Annotated in this window: 24 protein-coding genes and 1 tRNA gene; 4 read left to right on the plus strand and 21 right to left on the minus strand. The window is 28.5% G+C overall.

The window, feature by feature from the left end; all coding sequences use genetic code 11:
* The first annotated feature begins 1 nt into the window (after window position 1).
* The gene (gene recG / locus ACIJYF_RS03555) at window positions 2-2,053 is read left to right on the plus strand and encodes an ATP-dependent DNA helicase RecG (RefSeq protein ID WP_435117826.1); all 2,052 of its coding nucleotides are present in this window, start codon (window positions 2-4) and stop codon (window positions 2,051-2,053) included.
* 2 nt (window positions 2,054-2,055) lie between these two features.
* Here the strand turns inward: recG and ACIJYF_RS03560 are convergent, their stop codons facing one another.
* Window positions 2,056-2,667, minus strand: a complete 612-nt coding sequence (locus ACIJYF_RS03560) for a DUF502 domain-containing protein (protein ID WP_435117828.1) — start codon at window positions 2,665-2,667, stop codon at window positions 2,056-2,058.
* Between the two features lie 113 nt (window positions 2,668-2,780).
* Between ACIJYF_RS03560 and ACIJYF_RS03565 the strand changes: the two genes are divergently transcribed.
* Window positions 2,781-3,608 (plus strand): M48 family metallopeptidase, encoded by an 828-nt coding sequence (locus tag ACIJYF_RS03565; protein ID WP_435117830.1) that lies wholly within the window; start codon window positions 2,781-2,783, stop codon window positions 3,606-3,608.
* A 9-nt stretch (window positions 3,609-3,617) separates the two neighbouring features.
* Here the strand turns inward: ACIJYF_RS03565 and ACIJYF_RS03570 are convergent.
* The 6 genes from ACIJYF_RS03570 to ssb all read right to left on the minus strand — a co-directional run bounded on the left by ACIJYF_RS03570 (window position 3,618) and on the right by ssb (window position 8,984).
* Window positions 3,618-3,693 (minus strand) — tRNA-Lys (locus tag ACIJYF_RS03570).
* An 84-nt stretch (window positions 3,694-3,777) separates the two neighbouring features.
* Window positions 3,778-4,890 (minus strand): tRNA guanosine(34) transglycosylase Tgt, encoded by a 1,113-nt coding sequence (gene tgt / locus ACIJYF_RS03575; protein ID WP_435117832.1) that lies wholly within the window; start codon window positions 4,888-4,890, stop codon window positions 3,778-3,780.
* 9 nt (window positions 4,891-4,899) lie between these two features.
* Window positions 4,900-5,460, minus strand: a complete 561-nt coding sequence (locus tag ACIJYF_RS03580; protein WP_435117834.1) for a peptidylprolyl isomerase — start codon at window positions 5,458-5,460, stop codon at window positions 4,900-4,902.
* A complete protein-coding gene (coaD, locus tag ACIJYF_RS03585) occupies window positions 5,453-5,947 on the minus strand; it encodes a pantetheine-phosphate adenylyltransferase (RefSeq protein ID WP_435117837.1) in 495 nt (164 codons plus the stop codon). The genes ACIJYF_RS03580 and coaD overlap by 8 nt, the downstream gene beginning before the upstream one ends.
* A complete protein-coding gene (gene gyrA, locus ACIJYF_RS03590; RefSeq protein WP_435117839.1) occupies window positions 5,947-8,526 on the minus strand; it encodes a DNA gyrase subunit A in 2,580 nt (859 codons plus the stop codon). Before gyrA ends, coaD begins: the two co-directional genes overlap by 1 nt.
* Window positions 8,527-8,531: 5 nt before the next feature.
* Window positions 8,532-8,984 (minus strand): single-stranded DNA-binding protein, encoded by a 453-nt coding sequence (gene ssb / locus ACIJYF_RS03595; protein ID WP_435117841.1) that lies wholly within the window; start codon window positions 8,982-8,984, stop codon window positions 8,532-8,534.
* Window positions 8,985-9,072: 88 nt separating this feature from the next.
* Here ssb and uvrA point away from each other — a divergent pair, with 88 nt between their 5' ends.
* Together uvrA and ACIJYF_RS03605 are read left to right on the plus strand one after the other, a co-directional pair.
* Window positions 9,073-11,925: an excinuclease ABC subunit UvrA gene (gene uvrA, locus ACIJYF_RS03600; RefSeq protein ID WP_435117843.1), complete on the plus strand. Its 2,853-nt coding sequence runs from the start codon at window positions 9,073-9,075 to the stop codon at window positions 11,923-11,925.
* 55 nt (window positions 11,926-11,980) lie between these two features.
* The gene (locus ACIJYF_RS03605) at window positions 11,981-12,583 is read left to right on the plus strand and encodes a urate hydroxylase PuuD (protein ID WP_435117845.1); all 603 of its coding nucleotides are present in this window, start codon (window positions 11,981-11,983) and stop codon (window positions 12,581-12,583) included.
* Window positions 12,584-12,603: 20 nt separating this feature from the next.
* Here the strand turns inward: ACIJYF_RS03605 and ACIJYF_RS03610 are convergent, their stop codons facing one another.
* From ACIJYF_RS03610 to ACIJYF_RS03675, 14 genes are read right to left on the minus strand one after another with little or no spacing between them, the layout of a single operon-like run.
* Complete coding sequence (locus tag ACIJYF_RS03610) at window positions 12,604-14,565, minus strand: acetoacetate--CoA ligase (RefSeq protein ID WP_435117847.1); 1,962 nt, start codon at window positions 14,563-14,565, stop codon at window positions 12,604-12,606.
* A gap of 28 nt (window positions 14,566-14,593) precedes the next feature.
* Entirely contained in the window at window positions 14,594-15,484 is an 891-nt protein-coding gene (gene secF, locus ACIJYF_RS03615; RefSeq protein WP_435117849.1) for a protein translocase subunit SecF, read from the minus strand.
* Entirely contained in the window at window positions 15,484-17,037 is a 1,554-nt protein-coding gene (gene secD / locus ACIJYF_RS03620; RefSeq protein ID WP_435117851.1) for a protein translocase subunit SecD, read from the minus strand. The genes secF and secD overlap by 1 nt, the downstream gene beginning before the upstream one ends.
* A gap of 14 nt (window positions 17,038-17,051) precedes the next feature.
* Window positions 17,052-17,339 carry a preprotein translocase subunit YajC gene (gene yajC, locus ACIJYF_RS03625; RefSeq protein ID WP_435117853.1) on the minus strand — a complete coding sequence of 96 codons (288 nt, stop codon included), beginning with the start codon at window positions 17,337-17,339 and terminating at the stop codon, window positions 17,052-17,054.
* A 55-nt stretch (window positions 17,340-17,394) separates the two neighbouring features.
* Window positions 17,395-18,654, minus strand: coding sequence for a serine--tRNA ligase (gene serS, locus ACIJYF_RS03630; protein ID WP_435117855.1), 1,260 nt, complete (start codon window positions 18,652-18,654; stop codon window positions 17,395-17,397).
* Window positions 18,647-19,417, minus strand: coding sequence for a twin-arginine translocase subunit TatC (gene tatC, locus ACIJYF_RS03635; RefSeq protein ID WP_435117857.1), 771 nt, complete (start codon window positions 19,415-19,417; stop codon window positions 18,647-18,649). Before tatC ends, serS begins: the two co-directional genes overlap by 8 nt.
* Complete coding sequence (gene tatB / locus ACIJYF_RS03640) at window positions 19,410-19,628, minus strand: Sec-independent protein translocase protein TatB (protein ID WP_435117859.1); 219 nt, start codon at window positions 19,626-19,628, stop codon at window positions 19,410-19,412. The genes tatC and tatB overlap by 8 nt, the downstream gene beginning before the upstream one ends.
* A gap of 5 nt (window positions 19,629-19,633) precedes the next feature.
* The gene (tatA, locus tag ACIJYF_RS03645) at window positions 19,634-19,834 is read right to left on the minus strand and encodes a twin-arginine translocase TatA/TatE family subunit (RefSeq protein WP_028037013.1); all 201 of its coding nucleotides are present in this window, start codon (window positions 19,832-19,834) and stop codon (window positions 19,634-19,636) included.
* A 42-nt stretch (window positions 19,835-19,876) separates the two neighbouring features.
* On the minus strand, window positions 19,877-20,581 hold the full coding sequence (gene scpB, locus ACIJYF_RS03650) for an SMC-Scp complex subunit ScpB (RefSeq protein WP_435117861.1): 705 nt from the start codon (window positions 20,579-20,581) through the stop codon (window positions 19,877-19,879).
* A complete protein-coding gene (locus ACIJYF_RS03655; RefSeq protein WP_435117863.1) occupies window positions 20,574-21,317 on the minus strand; it encodes a segregation and condensation protein A in 744 nt (247 codons plus the stop codon). The genes scpB and ACIJYF_RS03655 overlap by 8 nt, the downstream gene beginning before the upstream one ends.
* A gap of 9 nt (window positions 21,318-21,326) precedes the next feature.
* Window positions 21,327-22,277 (minus strand): glycoside hydrolase family 3 N-terminal domain-containing protein, encoded by a 951-nt coding sequence (locus ACIJYF_RS03660; protein ID WP_435117865.1) that lies wholly within the window; start codon window positions 22,275-22,277, stop codon window positions 21,327-21,329.
* Window positions 22,270-22,530: a hypothetical protein gene (locus tag ACIJYF_RS03665; RefSeq protein ID WP_435117868.1), complete on the minus strand. Its 261-nt coding sequence runs from the start codon at window positions 22,528-22,530 to the stop codon at window positions 22,270-22,272. The genes ACIJYF_RS03660 and ACIJYF_RS03665 overlap by 8 nt, the downstream gene beginning before the upstream one ends.
* Complete coding sequence (argS, locus tag ACIJYF_RS03670; protein WP_435117870.1) at window positions 22,530-24,263, minus strand: arginine--tRNA ligase; 1,734 nt, start codon at window positions 24,261-24,263, stop codon at window positions 22,530-22,532. Before argS ends, ACIJYF_RS03665 begins: the two co-directional genes overlap by 1 nt.
* A complete protein-coding gene (locus ACIJYF_RS03675; RefSeq protein WP_435117872.1) occupies window positions 24,260-25,378 on the minus strand; it encodes a deoxyguanosinetriphosphate triphosphohydrolase in 1,119 nt (372 codons plus the stop codon). Before ACIJYF_RS03675 ends, argS begins: the two co-directional genes overlap by 4 nt.
* Window positions 25,379-25,403 lie beyond the last annotated feature (25 nt).

A 25,403-nucleotide genomic window follows, 5' to 3' on the forward strand; every position in this document is an offset into this window, starting at 1 on the left:
CATGAGTAATAAAAGTAATTATGAATATCTTTTATCAGATTTAACTAAACTTAAAGGTGTTGGCACTAAAACAACTAATTTATTAAAAAAAAAGAAAATTAATAATATTTTTGACTTGTTATGGAAGTTGCCTAAATCCTATACAGATAGAAGCCATTCAACAAAAATTAAGGATTTAAAAATTGGTGAAAACCAAACAATTACTATTATTCCTCAAAAATATTCTTTTCCAAGAGTTAGAAATCTGCCAAATAAAGTTTCTTGTACTGATGAAACAGGTGAAATTGATTGTATTTTTTTTAATAGCTATGAAGGTTATGTAAGAAAAATTCTTCCTCTAAAAAAAGAAATAACTATTAGTGGAAAAATTGGTTTTTTTAGAAACAAATATCAACTTACCAATCCCAAATATATTTCTGAAGACTCCTCACTTATAAAGCAAAAACATAACACATACTCATTAACAGAGGGAATTTCTGAAAAAATTTATAACAAGATTATTAATCAAATAATAAAAAACCTCCCCACTTTAAATGAATGGCACTCAGAAAATATTTTAGATAAATTTGGAAATATAAAATGGAATGATGCAATTGTAGAATTACATAAACCAGAAAATATAGGTAATTATAAGAAAAATTTTTATCAAAGGTTAGCTTTTGATGAAATTTTTTCAACATTTTTAGTTAACTCTGAAATAAGAAAAAAAATTAAAAAAATTAAAAAAAAAAGTAAAGTTGTAGATAAAGCAAAACAAAATAAAATTCTAAAAAAATTAGAATTTACGCTTACTAAAGATCAGTTAAAAACATTAGAAGAAATAAATAACGATCTTTCATCAACCAATAAAATGTTTAGATTACTTCAGGGAGATGTTGGAAGTGGAAAAACTATAGTATCTTTGCTAGCCGCATATAATGCTATTAATTCTGGATTTCAGGTCGCTTTTATGGCACCAACAGAAATACTAGCTAGACAACATTTTAACCTTGCAAAAAAACTATTTTCAAATCAAATAAATATTCAATTAATTTCTGGTAAATCAGAATACAAAACTAAAAAAGAAATTTTAAAAAAATTAGCTGATAATAATATAGATATTATTTTTGGAACTCATGCAATTTTTCAAAAAAAAGTATTTTTTAAAAATTTAGGATTAATTGTTATAGATGAACAGCATAAATTTGGTGTTAATCAAAGAAAACGTTTATCTGATAAAGGTGGAAAAGATTGTGATGTTTTGTTGATGACCGCAACCCCTATACCCAGAACATTAACGATGACACTTTATGGGGATATGGATCTTTCAATTATAAGAGAAAAACCTAAGTCAAGAAAACCTATTAAAACATATAGCAAACTAGAAAGTAAAATTGATGATGTTATTAAATTTATTAAAAAAGAAATCAAATCTGGAAATCAAATATTCTGGGTTTGTCCACTTATTGAAGAAAGTAAAAAATTAGATCATTCCTCTGCTGTTAAAAAATTTGAATATCTGAATAAAATTTTTCCTAATCAAGTATCTCTTTTACATGGCAAAACTGATTTAGAAGAAAAAGAGATTATCTTAGATAATTTTTTAAAGAAAAAATTCCAGATTTTAGTATCAACTACAATTATTGAAGTTGGTATAGATTTTCCAAATGCAAACGTAATAATAATCGAAAATGCTAACAAATTTGGTTTATCGCAATTACATCAGCTTAGAGGTCGTGTTGGAAGAGGTGATAAAGACTCTACCTGTATACTAATGTTTAAATCCAACTTAAGTAAAAATGCAAAAAAAAGAATCAATACTTTGAAAGAATCTGCTGATGGTTTTTATATTTCTGAGGAAGATATGAAAATTAGAGGTTTTGGAGATATATTAGGATTTAAACAAAGTGGGATTAAAAATTTTAAATTAGCTGATCCAATACATAATAGTGATCTTTTTTTACTAGCAGAAAAAGAAATTAGAAGAATTGAATTAGATAATACTGATATTAGTAAATATAAACCCCTTATTAAATTATACGATAGAGCTGATATTATAAATGATATTGCCTAAGATTATTTATTAGAAGTACCTGCAGAAACAATAAATTTAGACGCTTCTTCAAAAGTCATATTCAAATAAATCACATCTTCAATTGGAAACATTAACAAAAAGCCACTTGTAGGATTTGGTGTGGTTGGAACAAAAACATTAATTAATTTTTTATTTGTTTTTTCTGCCATCTCACCTGTGTTTTCCTTAGTTGCAAAACCTACGGCCCATGCACCTTTTCTTGGGTATTCAATTAAAACTACGCTTTTTTTATTGTCATCTTTTTTAGAAAATGTTTCAGTCATTTGAACAATTGCAGAATAAACAGTTCTTAAAAAAGGGATTCTTTTAAATAGATCATCGATTAATTTTAAAATTCTTCTTCCAAAAAAGGATAAAGATAAACCACCAACTACAGTTATAAGTAATATTGAAATTAAAATTTCTACACCGGGTATATCAAACGGTAAATAATGATTGGGATTAAGATTTTTTGGAATTAAATTTGAAGATATACCTATTAAAATTTTACTAAGATATAATGTAAAACCAATTGGTATAAGTACAACCACACCAGTAATAAAATAGTTCCTAAGTGTTAATGATAATGCTTTTCGTTTTGATTTTTTTTCCATATTATCAATTGAAACTTGAGTAAATTACAAAAGAAATTGCAACAATAAATAATACAATTAGAATTTTATTATTAAGATTCATAATTTAATGTTATTATCAATTTTATATTAAAATGAATAGAAGAAAATTTTTATCATATGTGGGTTGTAGTTGCGGTGGTTTTTTACTACCCTCTTGCACAACCGCGCCAATTACCGAAAGAAAACAATTAAAAATTGTTTCAGAGGCTAAGCTTAACGCACAAGCTGCTAGAGTTTACGAAAAAATTAAAGAAAAAGAAAGAATGAGTGATGACACTAAAACCCTCAATGAAATTAAAGATATTGGTAAAAAAATGGAAGACTCAATTTCTGAGTATTTTGATAGAGAAAATTTAGATGATCCAACAAAAAATTTTGATTGGGATTACATTTTAATAGATAAAAAAAAAGTACGTAATGCTTGGTGTATGCCTGGTGGTAAGATAGCAGTTTACACTGGTATATTAGATGCAACAAAAAATACCAATGGTCTTGCTGCAGTAATGGGTCATGAAATTGCACATGCTGTCGCCAAACATTCTGTTGAAAGAGCTAGTAGAGGAACATTATTAAACGTTGGAACTAGAATTGTTGACATAGCAAGTGGTGGTGTATTATCGGATATTAATAGAACAACGGGACAAAATACTGTTGGTTTACTTGCACAACTTGGAATCCTTAATCCTTTTAATAGAAAACAGGAAAGTGAAGCAGATTATCTTGGAATGATATTTGCTTCTTTATCTGGTTACGATATCAGGGAAACAGTCAAAATTTGGGAAAGGATGAAAGTACTTAACAAAGGTAAAGAACCTCCTGAGTTTATGAGTACACATCCATCATCTGATAATAGAATTAAAAATTTAAATGAAAAAATGAACGAAGTAATTTTAGATTATCCGCCAATTAAGATTACATAAATGAAATAGTGGTGAGCCCTGATGGACTCGAACCATCGACCCATTCCTTAAAAGGGAATTGCTCTACCAACTGAGCTAAGGGCCCCCATATATTCAAATTGAATAGTTGTTGTATACAGAATTATTCTATTTTTTCAAACGTCAAATTGAACAAAAAATTGTTTATCTTCTACAACTTATCTATGTATTTATCATGAAATTGATCAAATGTACCCTCAGATATATTCTTTCTAATTGCTGACATTAATTCTTGATAAAAATTAATATTATGAAGAGTTAAGAGCATAGAAGCTAAAATCTCATTAGTATTAAACAAGTGATTCAAATAATTTTTTGAATATTTATTAAGATTTAAATTGTTACAATTAGGATCCAGTGGAGTATTGTCAGTTTGATACTTATTATTTTTAATATTTATTCTTCCTTCCCATGTAAAAGCTAATCCAGTTCTTCCTGATCTAGTAGGTAATACGCAATCAAACATATCAATACCTCTTTTAACAGCACCAATGATATCAGATGGAGTACCTACACCCATTAAATAATGAGGTTTTCCATCTGGTAGGTGTTCTTTAATATCATCTAACACTCCAAACATTTCATTTTGAGACTCTCCTACCGCTAAACCACCCATCGCATAACCATCAAAACCAATTTTGATTAATTCTTTTAACGATTTAATTCTAAGATCTTTAAACAAACCACCTTGAACAATTCCAAATAGTGCTTTGTGAGGGTTTATACCAAAAGCTTTTTTTGATCTTTCAGCCCAATATAAAGATAAATCCATTGATTTTTTTATTAATTCATAATCATTTGATTTTCGGGGACATTCATCCATTATCATGACTATATCTGAGTTTAAACCCAATTGAATTCTTATACTTTCTTCTGGACTTAAATAAAATTTTTTACCATCAACATGTGAATTAAAAATTGCCCCTTTTTCTCTGTCAATTTTATTAAGTTTAGATAAAGACATTACTTGAAAACCACCTGAGTCTGTAAGAATTGGTAAATCACAATTCATAAAATTATGAAGTCCACCTGCTGATTGAACTCTATCTACGCCTGGCCTAATCATTAAATGATAGGTGTTAGATAATATTATTTCTGATCCAGTTTTTTTTATGTCATCGATAGTACAAGCTTTAACAGTCGCTTGTGTACCAACTGGCATAAAAGCAGGTGTATTAATGATACCTCTATGGGTCTCTATTAAACCACACCTAGAAAATTTATCTTTTTTTAAAACTTTAAAGGCAAAATCTTTTAATGCCATTAAAATAAATTATTGAGATTTGAAACTAATAATTTTGTCTGGGTTTGAAACTGAACCGTTATTACTTTCATCTCCTCTTTTAATTTTATCAACAAATTCCATACCTTCTAAAACTTTGCCAAAAACAGTATATTGTCTGTCTAAGAAAGGTGCTGGTTTAAAGCATATGAAGAATTGACTATTTGCACTATCTGGATCAGAAGATCTGGCCATTGATAGTGTACCTCTATCATGAGGAACACTACTAAATTCCTGTTTTAGATCTGGTAAATCTGATCCGCCCATTCCAGCTCTTCGTAAGTCAAAATCTCCTGAATCGGAATTACCAAATTTTACATCACCAGTTTGCGCCATGAATCCATCAATAACACGATGAAACACTACGTTGTCGTACTGACCACTGTCAGCTAGTTCTTTAATTCTTTTTACATGATTTGGAGCTACATCTTCGAATAACTCAATTTTGACATCTCCATCTTTTAATTTTAAAATCATTATATTCTCCTGTGCTATTAATTGATTGGTAAATAAAAAAAATAAAATAAATATAGTTGTTAAAATTCTACTCATATTTGTCTTTTAAAGATTTAATTGTACTTTTGGTAGTAAATTTTTTTATATCCCCATTTAATTTAACAATTTCTTTAACAAATCTTGATGATATGATTTGATTTTCAACATCAGACATTAAAAAAATTGTTTCAATATTATTATTAAGTTTTCTGTTCATGCCAGCTAATTGAAATTCATACTCAAAGTCAGAAACTGCTCTTAAACCTCTTAAAATTATATTAGATTTACATTTTTTACAAAGGTCAGTTGTAAGAGAGCTAAATGAAACAACAGATATTTTTTTTTTATTTAATCTTAAGTCTTTAAATAACGCTTTATTAACAATATTGATCCGTTCTTCAGAGCTAAATAGGTAATTTTTATTACTCACGTCAGACACACCAACAACAATTTTGTCAAATAACTTTAACGCTTTTTTAATAACATCAATATGACCATAAGTAATAGGATCGAATGTACCAGGATAAATTGCTACCTTATTCATTAGACTAGATTATCATCGATTTTAATTGCAGATACCACTTTTTCTTCACCTGATAATTTTATAATTCTTACACCTTGAGTGTTTCTGCCAGCAGTTCTTATTTCCTTAACAGCTACTCTTATTACCCTACCTTTATTTGTAGAGATAAGTATTTCATCTCCCTCAAAAACTGGGAAAGAAGACGTTATATTTCCATTTCTTGGGGAGTTAACAATTCCAATTATACCTTTGCCCCCTCTATTTGTAACTCTGTAATCAATGTGAGAAGTTTTCTTACCAAATCCATTTTCACTTATTGATAAGACAAATTTTTCTTTAGCTTTAATCTCAGATTTATCATCTTTAGATTTTTTACCATTTTTTTTCATTTTATCGCTATCTATTACAGATAGAGAAACAATTTGGTCATTTGGAGCTAACTCTATTCCTTTAATTCCTTTTGATGATCTTCCTTTAAAAACTCTTAACTTTTTTGCTTCAAATCTTATACATTTACCAAATTTGGTGCTTAGAATTACATCTTGATCATCTTGACAAATTTTAACACCCACAATTTTATCATTATTATCAAGTTTCATTGCGATTTTACCAGAAGCATTAATTGATGAAAAATCTTCTAAACTATTTTTTCTAACTTTACCTTGAGCAGTTGCAAAAATTATTTGGTAATTTTTAGAATCTGTCTCATCTTCAGGCATTGGCATTATAGAACTAATTGATTGATGGTTTTTTAAAGGTAAAATATTAAATAATGATTTACCTTTGGATGTAGTTGAACCTTCTGGTATCTTCCAAGCTTTAACCTTATAAACTAGTCCTTCAGTTGAAAAGAAAAGAACAGATGTATGTGTGTTAACAGAAAGTGTTTGAATGACTGAGTCTTGATCCCTGGTTGTAATACCAGATTTACCCTTACCACCTCTTTTTTGCTGTTTAACACCATCTAAAGAACCTCTTTTAATATATCCTTGAAGAGTGACAGTTATAATTACTGACTGTTTTTGAATAGTTTCTTCAATGTCGTAATTTAATACGGCATCAATAATTTTAGTTCTTCTTGGTACGGCAAATTTTTCTTTTATATTTTTAAGCTCTTCACTAATTACTTTTAAAAGTTCTTTTTTAGATGAAATGATTTTTTTGTATTTTGCGATTAATTCAGCTAATTTTTTTATTTCAACTTCAATCTCATTAATACCAAGGGCTGTTAATTTTTGTAATCTTAATTCTAAAATAGCTACAACTTGATCTTCAGATAAAGAGTAAATATTTTTACTTTTTTTACCTTCTACTAAAGAAATAAGTTTTTGGGTTTTGTTTATTTTCCACTTAGTTTTTAATATAGATTGTTTAGCATCATCTGGTGTTTTAGATGAACGTATAATCTTTATAATTTTATCTAAATTTTCAACTGATACAGATAACCCTAATAGAATATGTGCTCTTTCTTCTGCTTTTTGAAGATCAAATTTAGTCTTTTTTATAACAACATCTTCTCTAAAAGATAAAAAGTTAGTTAAAAAATCTTTTAAATTACAAGTTTTTGGTTTTCCATCAACAATTGCTAAAGTATTAAAACCAAATGAACTTTCAATTTGAGTATTTTTATAAAGCTGTCTTTTAATTGTTTCTGGCTCAACACCATTTCTTAAATCAATAGCAACTCTAATACCTTCTCTGTTAGACTCATCTCTAATATCTTTAATCCCTTCGATTTTTTTCTCTCTAACAAGTTGAGCGATTCTTTCATTTAAAACTGATTTATTAACTTGATAAGGGATTGATGTAATAACCAATCTATCTCTACCATTTTTAAGAGTTTCTGATGCAACTTCTCCTCTGATCTTAAATGAACCTCTTCCATTGTTATAGCCTTGTTTAATGATATCTTTTCCAATAATGACACCCCCTGTTGGAAAATCTGGTCCAGGTATATGTTTCATTAACTCTTTAACTTTAATATCTTTGTTATCAATTAAGGCTAAAGTTCCATCTATTATTTCACCTAAATTATGTGGAGGAATACTGGTCGCCATACCTACGGCAATTCCACCTGCACCATTCACTAAAAGATTTGGATATTGTGCTGGCAAAACTGTTGGCTCTTTTTCAGTTTCATCATAATTACTTTTGTACGAAACTGTATTTTTTTCAATATCATCAATTAAAAACTGTGAAACTTTTGAAAGTCTTGTTTCAGTATATCTCATAGCTGCAGCAGGATCTCCATCTATTGATCCAAAATTACCTTGGCCTTGGACTAAAGGTAAGCTCATTGAAAAATCTTGAACCATTCTAACTAGGGCATCATAAACTGATTGATCGCCATGAGGGTGATATTTACCAATTACATCCCCGACTATTCTTGCAGATTTTCTAAATTGTTTAGACCAATCATATCCACCTTTATACATTGCATATAAAATTCTTCTGTGAACAGGTTTCAGACCATCTCTAACATCAGGTAAAGCCCTACTAACAATTACACTCATTGCATAAGATAGATAAGATGAGCTCATCTCATCATGCATAGAGATTAATTTAATATTGTTATCTTTTGGAGCTTCAGTTTTTTGCATAGATACTAAAATGGAATTTCGTCGTCCATATCATTTGATACTTGAGAAGAGTCCTCAACATTATTTTGTTGAGTAGTATCATTTTGAATTCCACCACCAGTATTTCCACCACCTAACATTGTTAGTGTAGTGTTGTATCCTTGAAGAACAATTTCAGTGGAATATTTATCTTGGCCAGACTGCTCATCTTTCCATTTTCTTGTAGTAAGTTGTCCCTCTACATAGATTTGAGCACCTTTTTTTAAATATTGCTGAATCACATTTACTAGACCTTCATTAAATACAACTATACGGTGCCATTCGGTTTTCTCTTTTTTTTCACCAGTATTTTTGTCTTTCCAAGACTGACTTGTAGCTAAGCTTAGTCTTGCAACACTTTTACCATTAACCATTTGTTTGATCTCTGGGTCTGCGCCCAAACGACCAATTAATAATACTTTATTTAAACTTCCAGCCATAATATTTAATATTTGTTAAATTAATTAATAAGAACTATATCACAATTCTTCTCATTATTAATTTTATTAACTCAAAGCAACAAAAAATATGATCAAAAAGATAGTTATTAAGGGTGCCAAAGAACATAATTTAAAGAATGTTTCTGTTGAAATCCCAAAGGATCAATTTGTTGTCATTACAGGTCTATCTGGATCAGGAAAATCATCATTAGCATTTGATACCATATATGCAGAGGGCCAAAGACGTTATGTCGAAAGTCTGTCTGCTTACGCAAGACAGTTTTTGGACAAAATGAAAAAACCTAATGTAGATCTTATTGAAGGTTTAAGTCCTGCTATTGCTATTGAGCAAAAAAATACATCTAAGAATCCAAGATCAACTGTAGCAACAGTTACAGAAATTTATGATTACATGAGAGTTTTATTTGCAAGAGCTGGGATACCCTATTCGCCTTTTACAGGTAAACCAATTACCTCTCAGACAATAACTCAAATTGTAGATTTAGTTAAAAAACTTCCAAAAAAAAGCACAATTTATATTTATGCGCCCGTAGTTAGGGGTCGTAAAGGAGAATATAGGAAAGATATTTTAAGTTATAAAAGAAGAGGATTTAGAAAAATTAAAATTGATAATATTTTATATGATATCGAAAAATCTCCAAATTTAGATAAAAAACTTAAACACGATATATCAGTTTTAGTCGATAGAATTGTCTTAAATTCAAAATTGGGAAACAGATTAGCGGAAAGTATTGAAACGGCTGTAAATTTATCTAATGGATTAGTCTTTGTCGAATATGAAGATGAAACGTTGCCACAAAAATTTAGAAAAATAGAGAAGCTAATATACTCAACAAAATTTGCATGTCCTGAGAGTGGCTTTACTATCGAAGAAATAGAACCAAGACTTTTTTCTTTTAATAGTCCATATGGTGCATGTGAAGAATGTGAGGGTATTGGAATGAAATTAAATGTTGATCCAAATTTAGTAATTCCAGATGAAAGAAAAAGTATTGCGGATGGTGCAATTGAACCATGGGCAAAATCTACTACTCTATATTATGCCCAAACATTAGCATCTATTGCTAAACATTATGGTTTTTCTCTTGATGAAAAATGGAAAAAATTACCCAAAAAAATTAAAGATGTAATTTTATATGGGTCCGATGAAGAAGAAATTAAATTTAACTATGATGATGGATATGAAAAATATTCACATAAAAAAACTTTTGAAGGTGTAATAAACAATCTTGAAAGAAGATTTTTAGAATCTGATAGTGAATGGAAAAGAGAAGCCATAGCTGAATATCAATCTGACTCTGCTTGTGAGAGTTGCAATGGAGATAGGCTTAAAGAAGAAGCTTTGTGTGTTAAAATTGACGATCACAATATTAGTGAGATCACAAGAAAATCTATTCTTGATGCTGCTAAGTGGTTTAAAGAATTAGAAAAAAATCTAGACAAAAGGCAGTTTAAAATTGCTGAACACGTTTTGAAGGAAATTAATGAAAGATTAAATTTTTTACTTAATGTTGGTCTTGATTATCTAACCTTATCAAGAGAATCAGGAACATTATCTGGTGGAGAGGCTCAAAGAATAAGATTAGCTTCACAAATAGGATCTGGATTAACAGGTGTATTGTATGTTCTTGATGAACCTTCAATTGGATTGCATCAAAAAGATAATGTTAAACTTATTAATGCCCTAAAAAGATTAAGAGACTTAGGGAACACTGTAATTGTTGTTGAACACGACACTGAAACAATGGAAAACGCTGATCATATTATAGATATGGGACCAGAAGCTGGAACTAACGGTGGTCAAGTTTCCGCACAAGGAACTTATGAAGAAATCAAAAAAGATAAAAATAGTATAACTGGTCAATATCTATCTAATAAAAAGATTATTGAAGTTCCTAAAACTCGACGATTAGCAAAAAATGGAAGGTTTGTTGAAATCAATGGCGCATCAGGAAATAATTTAAATAACGTTAATCTAAAAATTCCAACAGGAAGTTTTACTTGTATTACTGGTGTTTCAGGCAGTGGTAAATCAACGTTAATACTACAAACTTTATACCATGCATTAAATTTGACACTTAACAATAAAGCTAGAAAAGCTCCTAAGGCTTTTAAAAGTTACAAAGGAGTTGAGCTAATTGATAAAATTATTGACATTGATCAATCCCCTATTGGAAGAACGCCTAGATCAAATCCAGCTACATATACAGGAGCGTTTGGTCCAATAAGAGATTGGTTTACAAGCTTACCAGAGTCTAAAACTAGAGGATATAAACCTGGAAGATTTTCATTTAATGTTAAAGGTGGAAGGTGTGAGGCATGTGAAGGAGATGGTGTAATCACGTATGAAATGCACTTTTTACCAGACGTTTATATTCAATGTGATGAATGTAAAGGAACTAGATACAATAGAGAAACACTAGAAATTAAATTTAAAGATAAAAGTATTGCTGACGTTTTAGATATGTCAGTTGATGAAGGTTGTGAGTATTTTGAAAATATATCTAATATTAAAACGAAACTTTTAACCCTTAAAAAAGTAGGCTTGGGCTATATAAAAATCGGCCAACAGGCAACAACACTTTCTGGAGGTGAAGCTCAAAGAATAAAACTTGCAAAAGAACTTTCAAAAAGATCAACCGGACGAACAATGTATATCTTAGATGAACCAACAACAGGACTTCATCAACACGATATTAAGAAATTATTAGAAATTCTTCACACATTTGTGAAGCTAGGTAATACTGTTGTGGTTATTGAGCACAATCTAGATGTTATAAAAACAGCTGATTATATTGTTGATATGGGTCCTGAAGGGGGTGTTAAAGGTGGGACTATAATAGCAGAAGGTAAACCAGAAGAAATTTGTAAAGTACCAGGAAGTTATACAGGTCAATTTTTAAAACCGTTATTAGGATAAAATAGTAAAAGATTGTTAAAATTTTTATTAATTTAGTGTATAAATAAGAGGAATCATGAGTAATTTATTAGCATCATTATCAAAAACAATTCACGCTTCATTAGCATTAGCGATATTATTATTTGTTGGTTTATCATATCATAATGGTGGATTTGCTTTCGACTCATTGTTTTGGAGTTGGTTATTTAGATATATACATGTGATTGTAGCAATCATGTGGATTGGGTTACTTTGGTATTTTAATTTTGTTCAAATTCCAAATATGGGAAAAATTCCAGACGAACAAAAACCTGCTATTGGTAAAGTAATTGCACCAGCAGCATTATTTTATTTCAGATGGGCTGCAGCTTTAACCGTTCTGTCAGGATTAATATTGGCATTATTAAATGGCTACTTACACGATGCAATGACTTTAAGTATAGGATCAGGTGTTCCAAAACATACAGCAATTGGAATTGGTATGTGGTTAGGTGTTATCATGGCATTTAATGTTTGGTTTGTCATTTGGCCTAATCAAAAAAGAGCTTTAGGTATTGTTGAATGTGAGCCTGAATTAAAAGCTAAATCTGCTAAAACAGCCATGTTATTTTCAAGAACAAACACTTTGTTATCTTTACCAATGCTTCTAGCAATGGTAGCTGCTCAAAACCTTTATTAAATTTCTATTTTTATTTTTAATTAATACTGTAATTCTTTAATATTAACATATTGATTTAAAGATAGTGGATTAGCTAGAGCTTCTTTGTTTTTAATTTTATTTCCCTCTATTATATTTTTAACAGCAAGCTCAACTATTTTTCCACTTTTTGTTCTTGGAATATCATTTACTTGAATTATTTTATGAGGGACATGTCTTGGAGAAGCATTTTTTTTTATTTGTAATTTAATTTTTTTTAATAAATTTTCAGTAAGTTCATGTTTTGAATTTAAAATTACAAACAAAACTATTCGAATATCATTATCCCAAGATTGGCCAACTACAAGAGACTCGTTAATTTCTTTAAATTTTTCAATCTCTGAATATATTTCAGCTGTCCCAAGACGAACTCCCCCTGGGTTCAAAGTGGTATCGGATCGACCAACAATTATAAAACCATTTTTATTAGTTATTCTTGCAAAGTCTCCATGGTGCCAAATATTTTTAAATTTGCTAAAATATGCTTTTTTAAATTTGTTATCATTTTGATCATTCCAAAATTTTAAAGGCATAGATGGAAATGGATTAACACAAACAAGTTCACCTTTTTTATTAGTAATTGACTTACCTTTTTCATTAAATACACGAACATTCATCCCCAAACCCTTATTTTGAATTTCACCTGAATAGACAGGTTGATATAAATTTCCTAAAACAAAACATGAAACGATATCAGTTCCTCCAGAAATAGACGCTAAATGAACATTTTTTTTTATATTTTTATATACATAGTTAAAACTGTCTTCAGACAAAGGTGATCCAGTAGAGCAGATAGTTCTTAATTTTGATAATTTATATTTTCTTGTATAATTTAAGTTAGTTTTGCGTAATGCATCAATGTATTTAGCGCTTACACCAAAGAGTGTAATGTCCTCTTTATTTGCTATCTTAATAAGTAAATCTTCTTTTTTATACATTGGCGATCCATCAAATAAAACAATCGAAGCTTTTGAGGCCAAAACTGAAATTAGCCAATTCCACATCATCCATCCACATGTAGTAAAATAAAAAACATTATCATTTTCTTTTATATTGCAATGTAGTTGATGCTCTTTCAAATGCTGAAGAAGAACACCACCAGTTTTATGACAAATACATTTTGGCTTACCAGTTGTGCCACTTGAATAAAGAATTGCTAATTCGTGTTCGAAATCAAATTTTTGAAATTTTAAATCAACTTTACTCTGTTGATGAATATATTTCCATGTATAGGTTTTAATATTCTTGTATTTAGGAATTTTTTTGATCTCGGGTTTACCTGGATAATTTGTAATAACTATATGCTTAATACTAGGCAATCTTTTAATTATATTTGGAATTCTTTCTAAAATATTTATTCTTTTACCGTTATAAAAATATTCATTTGTGACAAACAAAATTTTGGGTTTAATTTGTGAAAACCTTTCAACAACACCATTAATACCAAAATCAGGTGAACATGATGACCATATTGATCCTATAGCAACAGTACCTAAAAAAGCCTCAACTGTTTCAGGAATATTGGGCATATATGCTGCAACACGATCTTTTGATTTTATTTTTAATTTTTTTAAAAATGAAGATATATTTTTTACGTTACTGTTTAACTTTTTCCAATTTTTTGTTTCTCGATAACCATTTTCACTAATAAAAGTAATTGCCTTATCACTATTATTTTTTGGAAGTAAGTTTTCAGCAAAATTTAATTTAGATTTTGCTAAAAAAATATTCTTATAAAACTTTGATGATTTTTTAGGCTTTTGATTATTTTTAGCTCCTTTAACACTGGTAAAATCCCAAACACTATTCCAAAAATCATAGGAATTACTTACAGACCATTTGTGTATTTTTTCGAAATCTTTAGAGAAATTTTTATTATATTTATTGGAGATAAATTTTTCAAATTTGAATAAATTTGAATTATTTTTTAATTGTTTTGAAGCTTCCCAGAGTTTTTTATTCATAAAAAAACTTTACATATATTTGGTATGATTAACTCTTGTCATCCTCTCTCAAAACAGTTTTTTGAGAAACCTTAAGTCTTACCAAAACAGTATTAGCAATATAAATTGAAGAATAAGTACCAAATACAACACCCAAAATCATTGCTAAAGAAAATCCTTTCAAAATTTCACCACCAAAAAAATATATCGCTAGTAGTGCTAATAAAGTAGTTGCTGAGGTTATTATCGTTCTAGATAGGGTTTCATTGATAGAGATATTAGTAAGTTCAAATATCTTTATATCAGAATATTTTCTCAAATTTTCCCTCACGCGGTCAAAAATCACAACAGTGTCATTCATTGAGTATCCAACTATAGTTAATACAGCAGCGATAATTGATAAATTAATTTCAAGACTAAACAAAGAGAAGACTCCAAGAGTCACTATTATATCATGAAATAATGCTAATATCGCTCCAAGACTAAATTGCCATTCAAATCTTATCCAAATATAAAATAACATTATTGCTAATGATAAAGAAATAGCAATTACTCCTGATTTTAACAATTCTGCACTTACTTTGGGTCCAACATTTTCAACTCTTCTAAAATTAAAATTATTGCCAAAAGATTTATCAAGACTTGTTTTTATCTCTTCAATGACATTTTTTCTATTATCTTTGTTCTCAAATTTGACCAAATAATCAGTATCATTCCCAAATTTTTTAACAGATACATCACCAAGATTCATTTGACTAAATTTATCTCTTAATGAACTGACATTAATTTTATCATCAGACGATCTTAGCTCAATTAAAGTCCCACCTTTAAAATCAATTCCAAAATTAAGCCCTTTGAAAACTAATAAAATTAAAGAACATAAAATCAAAATTCCAGATAAAAAATTGAAATGGTTATAATATTTATTAAATGCAATCATTAGATTAATTTTTCCTTATTTCTATTTTTTGAAACATAAAGACTAGTAAAAAGTCTTGCTATAAAATAAACAGAAAATAGAGTTGTAAATATTCCAATACCAAGAGTAACTGAAAACCCTTTAATTGGACCTGATCCCATGAAAAAAAGTATAATTGCTGCCAATAAGGTAGTTATGTTAGCGTCAATAATTGCTGTTCTAGATTTTATATAACCACTATCAAATGCTAATATGTTATTTTTTTCATCTTTAAGTTCTTCTTTAATTCTCTCAAAAATCAAAACATTTGCATCAACAGCCATTCCAACAGTTAAGATTATTCCAGCAATACCTGGCAATGTTAAAGTGGCTTCAAATAAAGTTAAAATTCCTAGTAAAATAAATAAATTTATAACTAGTGTAACATTAGTAATTAATCCAAAGATTTTGTATTTAATAAACATAAAAATAATCACCAAAAGAAACCCAATCGCTAAAGCAATCATCCCAGCATTAATCGAATCCTGACCTAAGTCAGGCCCAACAGTTCTCTCTTCAATTATATTTAAAGGTGCTGGCAGCGCTCCAGATCTCAGTAGTAAAGCTAAATCTGTTGCTGATTGAAACGTGAATCCCCCACTAATTTGCCCATTACCACTTGCAATCGTGTCTCTTATAACTGGGGCACTTATAATTTTACCATCGAGGACTATTGCTAGTTGTTTACCAATACCAGTTGATGTTGCTTTACCAAATCTTTTTGCACCCACTCTATCTAATGAAAAAGAGACTACAGTTTGATTGTTTTGTGTGTCCATTGAAGGCTGGGCATCTAAAAGATTATCTCCACTAATAATTATTCTCTTACTAACAGTTGCTTCTTCTATACCATCTTCATATTTTAATTTTTCAACTCCAAAACTGTCATTTTCATTATTTGTGACAAATCTGAAGGTTAAATTTGCAGTTTTACCTAAAAGTGATTTAACTCTCATAGGGTCATCAAGACCAGGAAGTTCGACTAAAATACGGTTATTTCCTCTTTTTAATATATTGGGTTCATTAGTACCAACTTCATCAATTCTTCTTCGAACTATTTCAATTGCTTGATCTTGAGATGAAGTTTTTAAATTAATTAGCCCTTGTTTAGAAAAATTTACTTTTAAACTAACTCCAGTGTCCTCTATATTTAATTGATGTGATTTAAATCTTGGGTAATAAGGATTTATATCATTGTTTTCATCAGTGAATGTATCAATAATTATTTGTTTGCTTTGATCATCAGTATTAAAAAAAATATTATCACCTTCAATTTTGATATTGTTTATTTTAATGCTTTGTTCTTTAAAATAATTTCGGATAGTTGTTGTTAAGTTTTGAAGTTTTTGTTCAATGACAGGAGCATTATCAATTTCAAGTAAAAGATAAGAGCCTCCTTGAAGGTCTAATCCAAGATTTATTTTCTTATCAAAAAAATCATCATCTATTTTAAATAAATTTGATGAAGCAATTAAAATAAATAAAAGTGAAAATAGAGTTATAAATAAAATTCTTAACTTTGAAAAATAAAGCACTTTACTTTAATTGATTATTTTTTGACTTCTTGATTGTTTAAAAGACCTTGAATGCCTGTTGCTTTTACTATTTCAACTTTAACATTGTCAGCAATTTCAACTTCAACTTTGTCATTATCAATTAATCTTTCAACAGTTCCTGTAATACCACCAGAAGTGATAACTTTGTCACCTCTTTTTAAACTCTCAACCATTGCTTTATGCTCTTTTACTTTTTTTTGCTGAGGTCTTATTAAGAAAAAATAAAAAATAACAAAAATTAAAATCAGCGGTATAAATTGTCCTATTCCTGAACCTTCCATAAATCTCCTTATAAATTAGCTGAATTATTATACTATCTTAATAATGAAAACAACTTTAATTGAATGAAATAGTTTCTAAATTGTTCATATAAGGTCTTAATACTTTTGGAACAATAATTGATCCATCTTTTTGCTGATAATTTTCCAAAACAGCTATCAGAGTTCTACCAACAGCAAGGCCACTTCCATTGAGAGTACCGACAAAATGTGTTTCTTTATTTTCATTTTTATATCTTGTTTTCATTCTTTGACCTTGAAAAGTTGCACATGATGAACATGAAGAAATTTCACGGTATTTGTTTTCGGATGGCAACCATACTTCGATATCATAAGTTTTTTCAGCGCTGAAACCCATGTCACCTGAGCATAAAATAATTTTTCTGTAAGGTAACTCTAATTTATCCAAGATATCAGTTGCACAGTTAGTCATTCTTTCCAACTCATCTAAACAATTTTCTTTTTCAACAATACTAACCATCTCAACTTTATAAAATTGATGCTGTCTAATCATACCTTTGGTATCTTTTCCATAACTACCAGCTTCTTTTCTAAAGCAAGGTGTTGAAGCAACAAATCGCAATGGTAATTCTTTGCGATCAACAATTTTATCTTTAACGATATTTGTTAATATCACCTCAGCAGTTGGTATTAAAAATTTTCTATCTGAGCCTTCATCAAATTTAATTTCAAATTGATCATTTTCAAATTTTGGTAACTGGCCTGTACCAAACATAGTATTGTCAGAAGCTATTAAAGGGGGTGAAATTTCTTGATATTGATTTTGATTAACATGAATATCAAGCATAAAATTTGATAATGCTCTTTCTAATAAGGCTAATTTACTTTTTACAAAAACAAATCTTGAACCTGTAGTTTTTGTAGCAAGATCAAAGTCTAGCATCTTTAGTTTTTCACCTAGTTCATAATGAGATTTAGGTTTAAAATCAAAATCAGGAATTTTACCTGATTTAGAAATTTCAACATTATCATTTTCATCTTTGCCCTCTGGAACATCAGTATGAGGGATATTTGGAATAATAGATAGTATCTTGTCTAATTCAATTTTAACTTTTTTTTGCTTGTCTGAAACTTTTTCTAAATCAGAAGAAATTTCTTTAGATCTTTTAAACAATGCTTCATCTTTAGATTTTGAGATATCTTTTTTTTCTTTTTCTAATGCTTCCTTTTTTTGAATCAATTGTCTATTTAGCTCATCTAGTTGTTGTAAATTTTCAAAATCGATTTTTAATGATCTTTTTTCAAGTGATTTAGCAAAAAGCGTAAAATCTTTTCTTATATCTTTAATGTTATGCATCTGTTTTTTCTAAATTTTTATTTTCAATAAATTTTACAGAAAATATTGATAATTCATATAAAATTAATAATGGAATTGCTAAACCAATTTGCGTTATTGGATCTGGAGGTGTCAACAAAGCAGCAGCAGCAAAAATAATTACTACCACATATTTTCTTCTATCTTTTAAAAACTGACTATCAACAATCCCCACTCTTGCTAATAAACTTAAAACTACAGGCAATTGAAAACTTAAGCCAAATGCAAAAATAAGTTTCATAACAAGAGATAAATATTCGTTAACTTTAGCTTCGAGTTGAATTGGTAGACTTGTTGAAAGTCCAGAGCTTTCAAATGATAAGAAAAATTTAATCGCGAGTGGCATTATGAGGTAATAAACAAGCATGCCCCCTAAAAGAAACAATAGGGGAGTTAAGATTAAGTAAGGCATGATAGCTAACTTTTCATGTTTGTATAAACCTGGAGCTATGAATTTCCATATTTGCATTAAAATAAATGGGCAAGTTACAAAAAAAGCAGTGAAAAAAGAGACCTTTAAATATGTTAAAAAAGTTTCTTGTAATGCGGTAAAAATTAGTCTTCGTTCAGATCCATCATCCTTAACTGCTTTAGCAAAAGGATCTACTAAAAATCCATATATGTTTTCAGCAAAAAAATAACATCCTATAAAAAATAAAAACAAGAAAAGAAAACTATGGATAAGTCTTTTTCTTAATTCAGTTAGATGACTTATAAAGCCACCTTCATTTTCCTCATTATTCATCTTTTTTTTTATTATCTTTTTTTATTTCATCTATTTTTTCGTCTTCTATATCAATACTTGAAACTTCATTTTGTATATCACTGACATATCTTTTAGCTGTGCCTATCCAAGATCCTGCTTTTTTTAACATTATTGGAAAATCTTTGGGTCCAAGTACGACAATAGCAATAGCTACAACTATTAAAATTTCAAACCAACCAATAGTAGGCATGTAATTTAATCTTTGTTATTTGAGTCTTTATTTTCGTCGGAAATATTTTTTGGCTCACTCTCGTCAGTTACATCTGACGCCATTCCTTTTTTGAAACTTTTAATACCTTTAGCAACATCGCCCATTAAACTAGATATTTTTCCTCGTCCAAATAATAAAACAACTAATATTACAACAATTGCTATTTGCCAAATTCCTATACTCATAAAAACTTATAACTCTTTTATTAAAGATTTTAAAGTGACTTTTTATGTATCTTTTTCCTCTTCATCAAGAGTGCTGTTAAGCATTTCATCTATATTAGAATAAATATCTTCTTTTTTTTCATCTTGTTTTTCTTTGAAAAATTTACTTGAACCAAAAATCGCATTATCAACACTAGTGCTATCGATTAATCCAGCTGCGCCTAATTCATCCACTGTTGGGAGATCAGACAATTTTTGTAAATTAAAATGACTTAAAAAACCATCTGTCGTTAAATATTGAATTGGTTTACCTGGAACATCTTTACGACCACCTGGTTTAACCCAATCTAATTCCATTAAGATTTCTAATGTATTTGTTCCAAAAGCAACACCACGTATTTCCTCAATTTCAGCTCTAGTAACAGGTTGGTGATAAACAATAATAGCTAGAGTTTCTATAGCGGCACGAGATAATTTTTTTTCAACAGTCTTCTCCTGTGTCATTAAAACAGAGAGTTTGGGTGAAGTTCTAAAAGACCATTTATCTTTTATGCAGACTAAATTAATACCTCGACTTGAATATTCTAATTGTAATTTTTCTAATGATTTAGCAACATTTGCTTTTTTTGAAATTTTACTTTCTATAGTATCAACATCCAATGGTTCTGCAGCAGCAAAAATTACAGCTTCAATTTCCTTTTCAAGATCAGTAAGTTTAGATGGAAATTTTACTATATTATCTTTTGATACCTTTTCTTTTTTAATCATTAATTTCCCTTACATAAATATCATCAAATAAATTATCTTGTTTTATTGAAAGATTTCCCTCTTTAACTAGTTCTAATGATCCAGCAAAAATCCCTGCTTTACCAGTTCTTTTATATTTAGAACCATTTTTAAAGTTTTTTGGTATTAAATCATTAATATTTTTCCAATCCATTAATTTACCAAGGAACTGTTTTATAGTTTTAATTCCATCCTCTGTAGTAAACACAGGTAATTTAGGAATACTCATAGTTTGAAAGTCTTTGGTCATTACTACTGAAGAGTATGCCTTTAAAAGTTCAAATAAACTTACGTTATATTCTGAACTATAAATAGATCTAATATTTCCTTTTATTCCACGTGTTCTAATTTCTCTACCTAATCGATTTCTTTTTAACATCTGTTCCGAAAGTAATCTAATAAGTTCCAATTTTTTGAGTTGTAATTTTAGTTTTTCCGCAACTTCTTGAACTTTGAATTCCTCTTCAGGTGTACCTGGTAATAATAATTTAGATTTTAAATAAGCTAACCATGTAGCCATTAACAAATATTCAGAAGCTATTTCTAAATTTAAATGTTTTTCATTGGTAATATATTCATGAAATTGATCAGCCAATTTAGTTATTGATATTTCTTCTAGGTCAACTTTTTGAGCTTTTGACAAATCAAGCAGCACATCTAAAGGACCATTGTAATTATTTATATCAACATTGAATAAAACAGAATCAGTCCCGGACATATTAAAATACTAACTTAAAATTTTATAAAATTGTGATGTTTTTTTAGATATAAAGCTACTTATCAAGGGTGAATTTTCAGCGACTATCTTCATTTCATTGAGTTTACCATTGCAATGAAGGGCTAAGTTACACCCTGCTTCAAATGCTTTAATTGTATTGTTTTTCATATTGTTTTTTAAGCTTTTCATGGAAAGATCATCTGAAATTAAAATATTCTTAAAACCTATATAGTTTCTTATGTATCTAATTACTTTTTTTGAATGAGTTACAGTATTTAACTGATCTAAATTTTTATAAATAACGTGTCCTGTCATAGCAAAAAAACAATTCTTCTTTTTAAAGGTACTAAAATCATATTTTTTGAGATGTTTTATTGACTTGTTAACTATAGGAGTAAAATTATGGCTATCCACTTTAGCCAATCCATGGCCTGGAATATGCTTTATTACAGTTCCAATTGAATTTTCCTTAAATAATTTTATGCATAAATCACCCATTTTTGAAACAGTGCTAACATTGCTAGAAAAAGACCGGTCACCAATAATGTTACTAGCACCTTTAACTCTAAGATCTAAAACGGGCAAAGTATTAATGTTTGCACCAATCAATTTTAGTAAATGAGATATGTTATCAATAAATAATTTATAAATTATATTAAGTTTCATTTTATCTTTTTCATAAAGTTTACCAAAATATTCAGATGTTAAATTATCAAAAGAAATAATGTTGCTTAATCTATTTACTCTACCACCCTCTTGATCAATTAATATTGGATAATTTTTATCTTTGAAAATTTTTCTTATATTATCTGTTAAACTTTTTGCTTGTTTAATTGACTTAATATTTCTCAAAAATAATATTACACCCCAAGGTTTATATTTTTTTAAGAAATCTATTTCATTTTTAGACAATTGAAGTGATTTGATACCGACTATAAAAGCTCTTCTCTTATTAATCATTTTCTAAAAGTTTCCAAAAATTAAATTTTTTCTTCTTTTTTTTGTCTGTTTGTTTCACATATTCAATAATATTTTCTGTATCATTTTTCAATAATGGTAAATTTTTCGAATAAATCTTAATTTTTTCATCAATGTTTTTATAAGATCTGTATGAATTTTTAATATTTTCATCTGAAAAATAATATTTACCTGTAAAAAAAAGGAATAAAGAAATGATAACTATAAATATTAAATATTTAATTTCTTTAAGCATTACATCTTAGTTGGAGAATCAACGCCAACTATATCCATTCCTGACTTAACGACATTTGCAATTGCTTTAAGAAAAATTAATTTATCTGGAGAAATATTTTTTTTATCATTTATAAATCGTTTTTCAGGAAATTGTTTGCCAAGATTCCAATAAGAGTGAAATTCAGCTGCAAGCTCATATAAATAAACTGGTATACGATGAGGTTCAAGTTTTGTACTTGCTGAGTCAATGCATTTAGGCCATTCTGAAATCTTCTTTAAGATTTTAATTTCATCTGAAGAATATTCAAAATTGTAATTATCTATAACAATATCTTTATCTAAGTCTTTATCTAAATGTCTAAATACAGATGAAATTCTAGCATAACAATACTGAACGTAATAAAGTGGATTATCTTTAGATTTTTCTTTAACTGCATCAAAATCAAAATCTAACTCAACATCACTACTTCTATTTAGCATAATGAATCTAGTTGCATCTTTACCAACTTCTGAAATTAAGTCATCAACTGTAATATAATCCCCTTTTCTTTTGGACATCTTAAATGGTTTCTTATCTTTTATTAGCTTTACAAGCTGACTAATTTTACAAATTAATTTATTTTTAGTTGCAGAAAGTGCATCCACTGATGATGATATTCTTTTAATGTAACCAGCATGATCTGCACCAAGAATGTTAATCAAATAATCAAATTTACGATCAACTTTATTTTTATGGTATGCAACATCGCTAGCGAAATAGGTCCAAGTACCGTCTGATTTTTGCAAAGCTCTGTCTTTGTCGTCACCAAAATCTGTAGATCTAAATAATAATTGTTCTCTTTCCACCCAATCCTTTTTATCTTCTCCTGCAGGGGCTTTAATTTTACCTTTATAAACATAATTGTTTTTTTCTAGGTACCTAATGACATTTTCAACTTCATTGTTTAAAACAATGCTTTTCTCGCTTACAAAATTATCATGTTTGATGCCAAGACTTTTCAGATTTTTCTTAATTAATAATAAAGCTTGTTCTATTGATAGTTCCGTTAATTTTTCACTTACATCATCGTAATTGTCAAAATTTAGATCAGAATTTGATGAGATGATATTATTTGCAAAATCAGTTAAATAATCTCCAGGGTACAAGTCTGGATTATCAATTGGAAATACTTCCTTATATTTGACTTCTCGGATTCTAAAATAAACAGATTTAGTAAAATTAATAATCTGATTGCCGTAATCATTTACATAATATTCTTTTATTACTTTGTGATTATTAAAAAGTAATACATTTGAAATTACATCACCCAAAATTGCTCCCCGACAATGCCCAACATGTAAAGGACCCGTTGGATTAGCTGAGACAAACTCAACCAGATAATTAAGTTTTTTTTCTTTTTTATTAATCCCGAATGTTTTTGAATTAGCAATAATATCTTCAATAAAATTTGACCAAAAAACTGGTTTAAATTTAATATTTATAAAACCAGGTTTAACAACATCTATGTTTTGTATAAGTGAGTCATTGTTTTTTAAAGATAATGAAATTTTTTCAGCAAGATCTAATGGAGATTTTTTATTTATTTTTGAAAGGACCATAGCAACATTGGTTGAAATATCACAATCAAATTTAGCTGGTGGTATTTCAGTGCTAATTCCATTTAATGCATCGGGAATAATAAGCTCATCTTTCTTTTGTAAATCAACTATTGTTGATTTTATTTTATCTAAATAAAGTTCAAAAATATTCATTTAAAATTATTATATAAGTTAATAGCAAAACGATCAGTCATTCCTGAAATAAAATCTGAAATAGCTCTATATTTGTCATTAGTCAAATGATCTTTAGAGATAAATTTTCTAGGATTTAATTTAATTATATTAAATAATTTCTTCACAATTATTTTGCCCTTTTGATTTTTTTTCAATACTGAATTATTTTGATACATTTTAGTTCTTAGGAATGATTTAATTTCTCTCTCTGAATTTTGTATTTTCTCTGAAAAACTGACTAAAGGCTTACCTGCTATCACTATATCTTTAATTGATTCAATCTTATGCTTTCTTAGATTTTTTTTAGTATTAGTTAATAAATCTCTAATCATCAAATCAATTGAGTCTCTCACTATTTGATATGTTGCAATTTTATAATTAGTTTTATTAATTTTATTTTTATATTTTAAATAAATTAATTTAAAAAAATCTATCTCTATTAGTTCTTCAAGTTTGAATAAATTAGCCTTAATGCCATCTTGGATATCATGATTATTGTAAGCTATATCATCTGATATGGCCGAGATTTGAGCCTCTAACGAAGGATATGTGTTAAAATTAATTCTTTTTTTAAAAGTTTTAAGACCAATTAAACTATTTACCAAATCTGCATCTTCAACAGGTCCATTATGCTTCAATAATCCCTCAAGAGTTTCAATTGATAGATTTAGACCTTTGAACTTAAAATATTTGTTCTCCAAAAACATAACAATTCTTAGTGTTTGTAAATTGTGATCGAAGCCTCCAAAATTATCCATGCATTCATTTAAAGCATCTTCGCCAGCATGACCAAATGGCGTATGTCCCAAATCATGAGCTAAACTTAAAGTCTCAGTTAAATCTTCATTTAAATTAAGGTATTTTGCTATTGATCTTGCAATTTGAGCAACTTCTATAGAATGAGTAATTCTTGTTCTAAAATGATCTCCCTCAGTATTTACAAAAACTTGGGTTTTATGTTTTAATCTTCTGAATGACGCACTATGAATTATTCGATCTCTATCTCTTTGAAAAGGTGATCTGTATTTAGAAGTTGCTTCATTACTAAGTCTTCCTTTACTTTTAAATACGCCTAACTGAGAGTGTTTTTTCATCCTTTAATTTAAATAATTAAGTATT

Source organism: Candidatus Pelagibacter bacterium nBUS_49 (assembly GCF_051200925.1).
In the GTDB taxonomy this organism is placed as follows: domain Bacteria; phylum Pseudomonadota; class Alphaproteobacteria; order Pelagibacterales; family Pelagibacteraceae; genus Pelagibacter.

Coding starts and splice junctions, on each gene's coding strand:
- ACIJYF_RS03610 (WP_435117847.1), bottom strand. CDS start 14,565: ATGAATAAAAAACTCTGGGAAGCTTCAAAACAATTAAAAAATAATTCA.
- ACIJYF_RS03565 (WP_435117830.1), top strand. CDS start 2,781: ATGAATAGAAGAAAATTTTTATCATATGTGGGTTGTAGTTGCGGTGGT.
- tatA (WP_028037013.1), bottom strand. CDS start 19,834: ATGAGTATAGGAATTTGGCAAATAGCAATTGTTGTAATATTAGTTGTT.
- coaD (WP_435117837.1), bottom strand. CDS start 5,947: ATGAATAAGGTAGCAATTTATCCTGGTACATTCGATCCTATTACTTAT.
- ACIJYF_RS03665 (WP_435117868.1), bottom strand. CDS start 22,530: ATGCTTAAAGAAATTAAATATTTAATATTTATAGTTATCATTTCTTTA.
- ACIJYF_RS03605 (WP_435117845.1), top strand. CDS start 11,981: ATGAGTAATTTATTAGCATCATTATCAAAAACAATTCACGCTTCATTA.
- ACIJYF_RS03660 (WP_435117865.1), bottom strand. CDS start 22,277: ATGATTAATAAGAGAAGAGCTTTTATAGTCGGTATCAAATCACTTCAA.
- yajC (WP_435117853.1), bottom strand. CDS start 17,339: ATGGAAGGTTCAGGAATAGGACAATTTATACCGCTGATTTTAATTTTT.
- ssb (WP_435117841.1), bottom strand. CDS start 8,984: ATGGCTGGAAGTTTAAATAAAGTATTATTAATTGGTCGTTTGGGCGCA.
- serS (WP_435117855.1), bottom strand. CDS start 18,654: ATGCATAACATTAAAGATATAAGAAAAGATTTTACGCTTTTTGCTAAA.
- ACIJYF_RS03580 (WP_435117834.1), bottom strand. CDS start 5,460: ATGAGTAGAATTTTAACAACTATATTTATTTTATTTTTTTTATTTACC.
- tatB (WP_435117859.1), bottom strand. CDS start 19,628: ATGCCTACTATTGGTTGGTTTGAAATTTTAATAGTTGTAGCTATTGCT.
- recG (WP_435117826.1), top strand. CDS start 2: ATGAGTAATAAAAGTAATTATGAATATCTTTTATCAGATTTAACTAAA.
- tgt (WP_435117832.1), bottom strand. CDS start 4,890: ATGGCATTAAAAGATTTTGCCTTTAAAGTTTTAAAAAAAGATAAATTT.
- ACIJYF_RS03675 (WP_435117872.1), bottom strand. CDS start 25,378: ATGAAAAAACACTCTCAGTTAGGCGTATTTAAAAGTAAAGGAAGACTT.
- secF (WP_435117849.1), bottom strand. CDS start 15,484: ATGATTGCATTTAATAAATATTATAACCATTTCAATTTTTTATCTGGA.
- uvrA (WP_435117843.1), top strand. CDS start 9,073: ATGATCAAAAAGATAGTTATTAAGGGTGCCAAAGAACATAATTTAAAG.
- gyrA (WP_435117839.1), bottom strand. CDS start 8,526: ATGCAAAAAACTGAAGCTCCAAAAGATAACAATATTAAATTAATCTCT.
- argS (WP_435117870.1), bottom strand. CDS start 24,263: ATGAATATTTTTGAACTTTATTTAGATAAAATAAAATCAACAATAGTT.
- ACIJYF_RS03655 (WP_435117863.1), bottom strand. CDS start 21,317: ATGTCCGGGACTGATTCTGTTTTATTCAATGTTGATATAAATAATTAC.
- scpB (WP_435117861.1), bottom strand. CDS start 20,581: ATGATTAAAAAAGAAAAGGTATCAAAAGATAATATAGTAAAATTTCCA.
- ACIJYF_RS03560 (WP_435117828.1), bottom strand. CDS start 2,667: ATGGAAAAAAAATCAAAACGAAAAGCATTATCATTAACACTTAGGAAC.
- tatC (WP_435117857.1), bottom strand. CDS start 19,417: ATGAATAATGAGGAAAATGAAGGTGGCTTTATAAGTCATCTAACTGAA.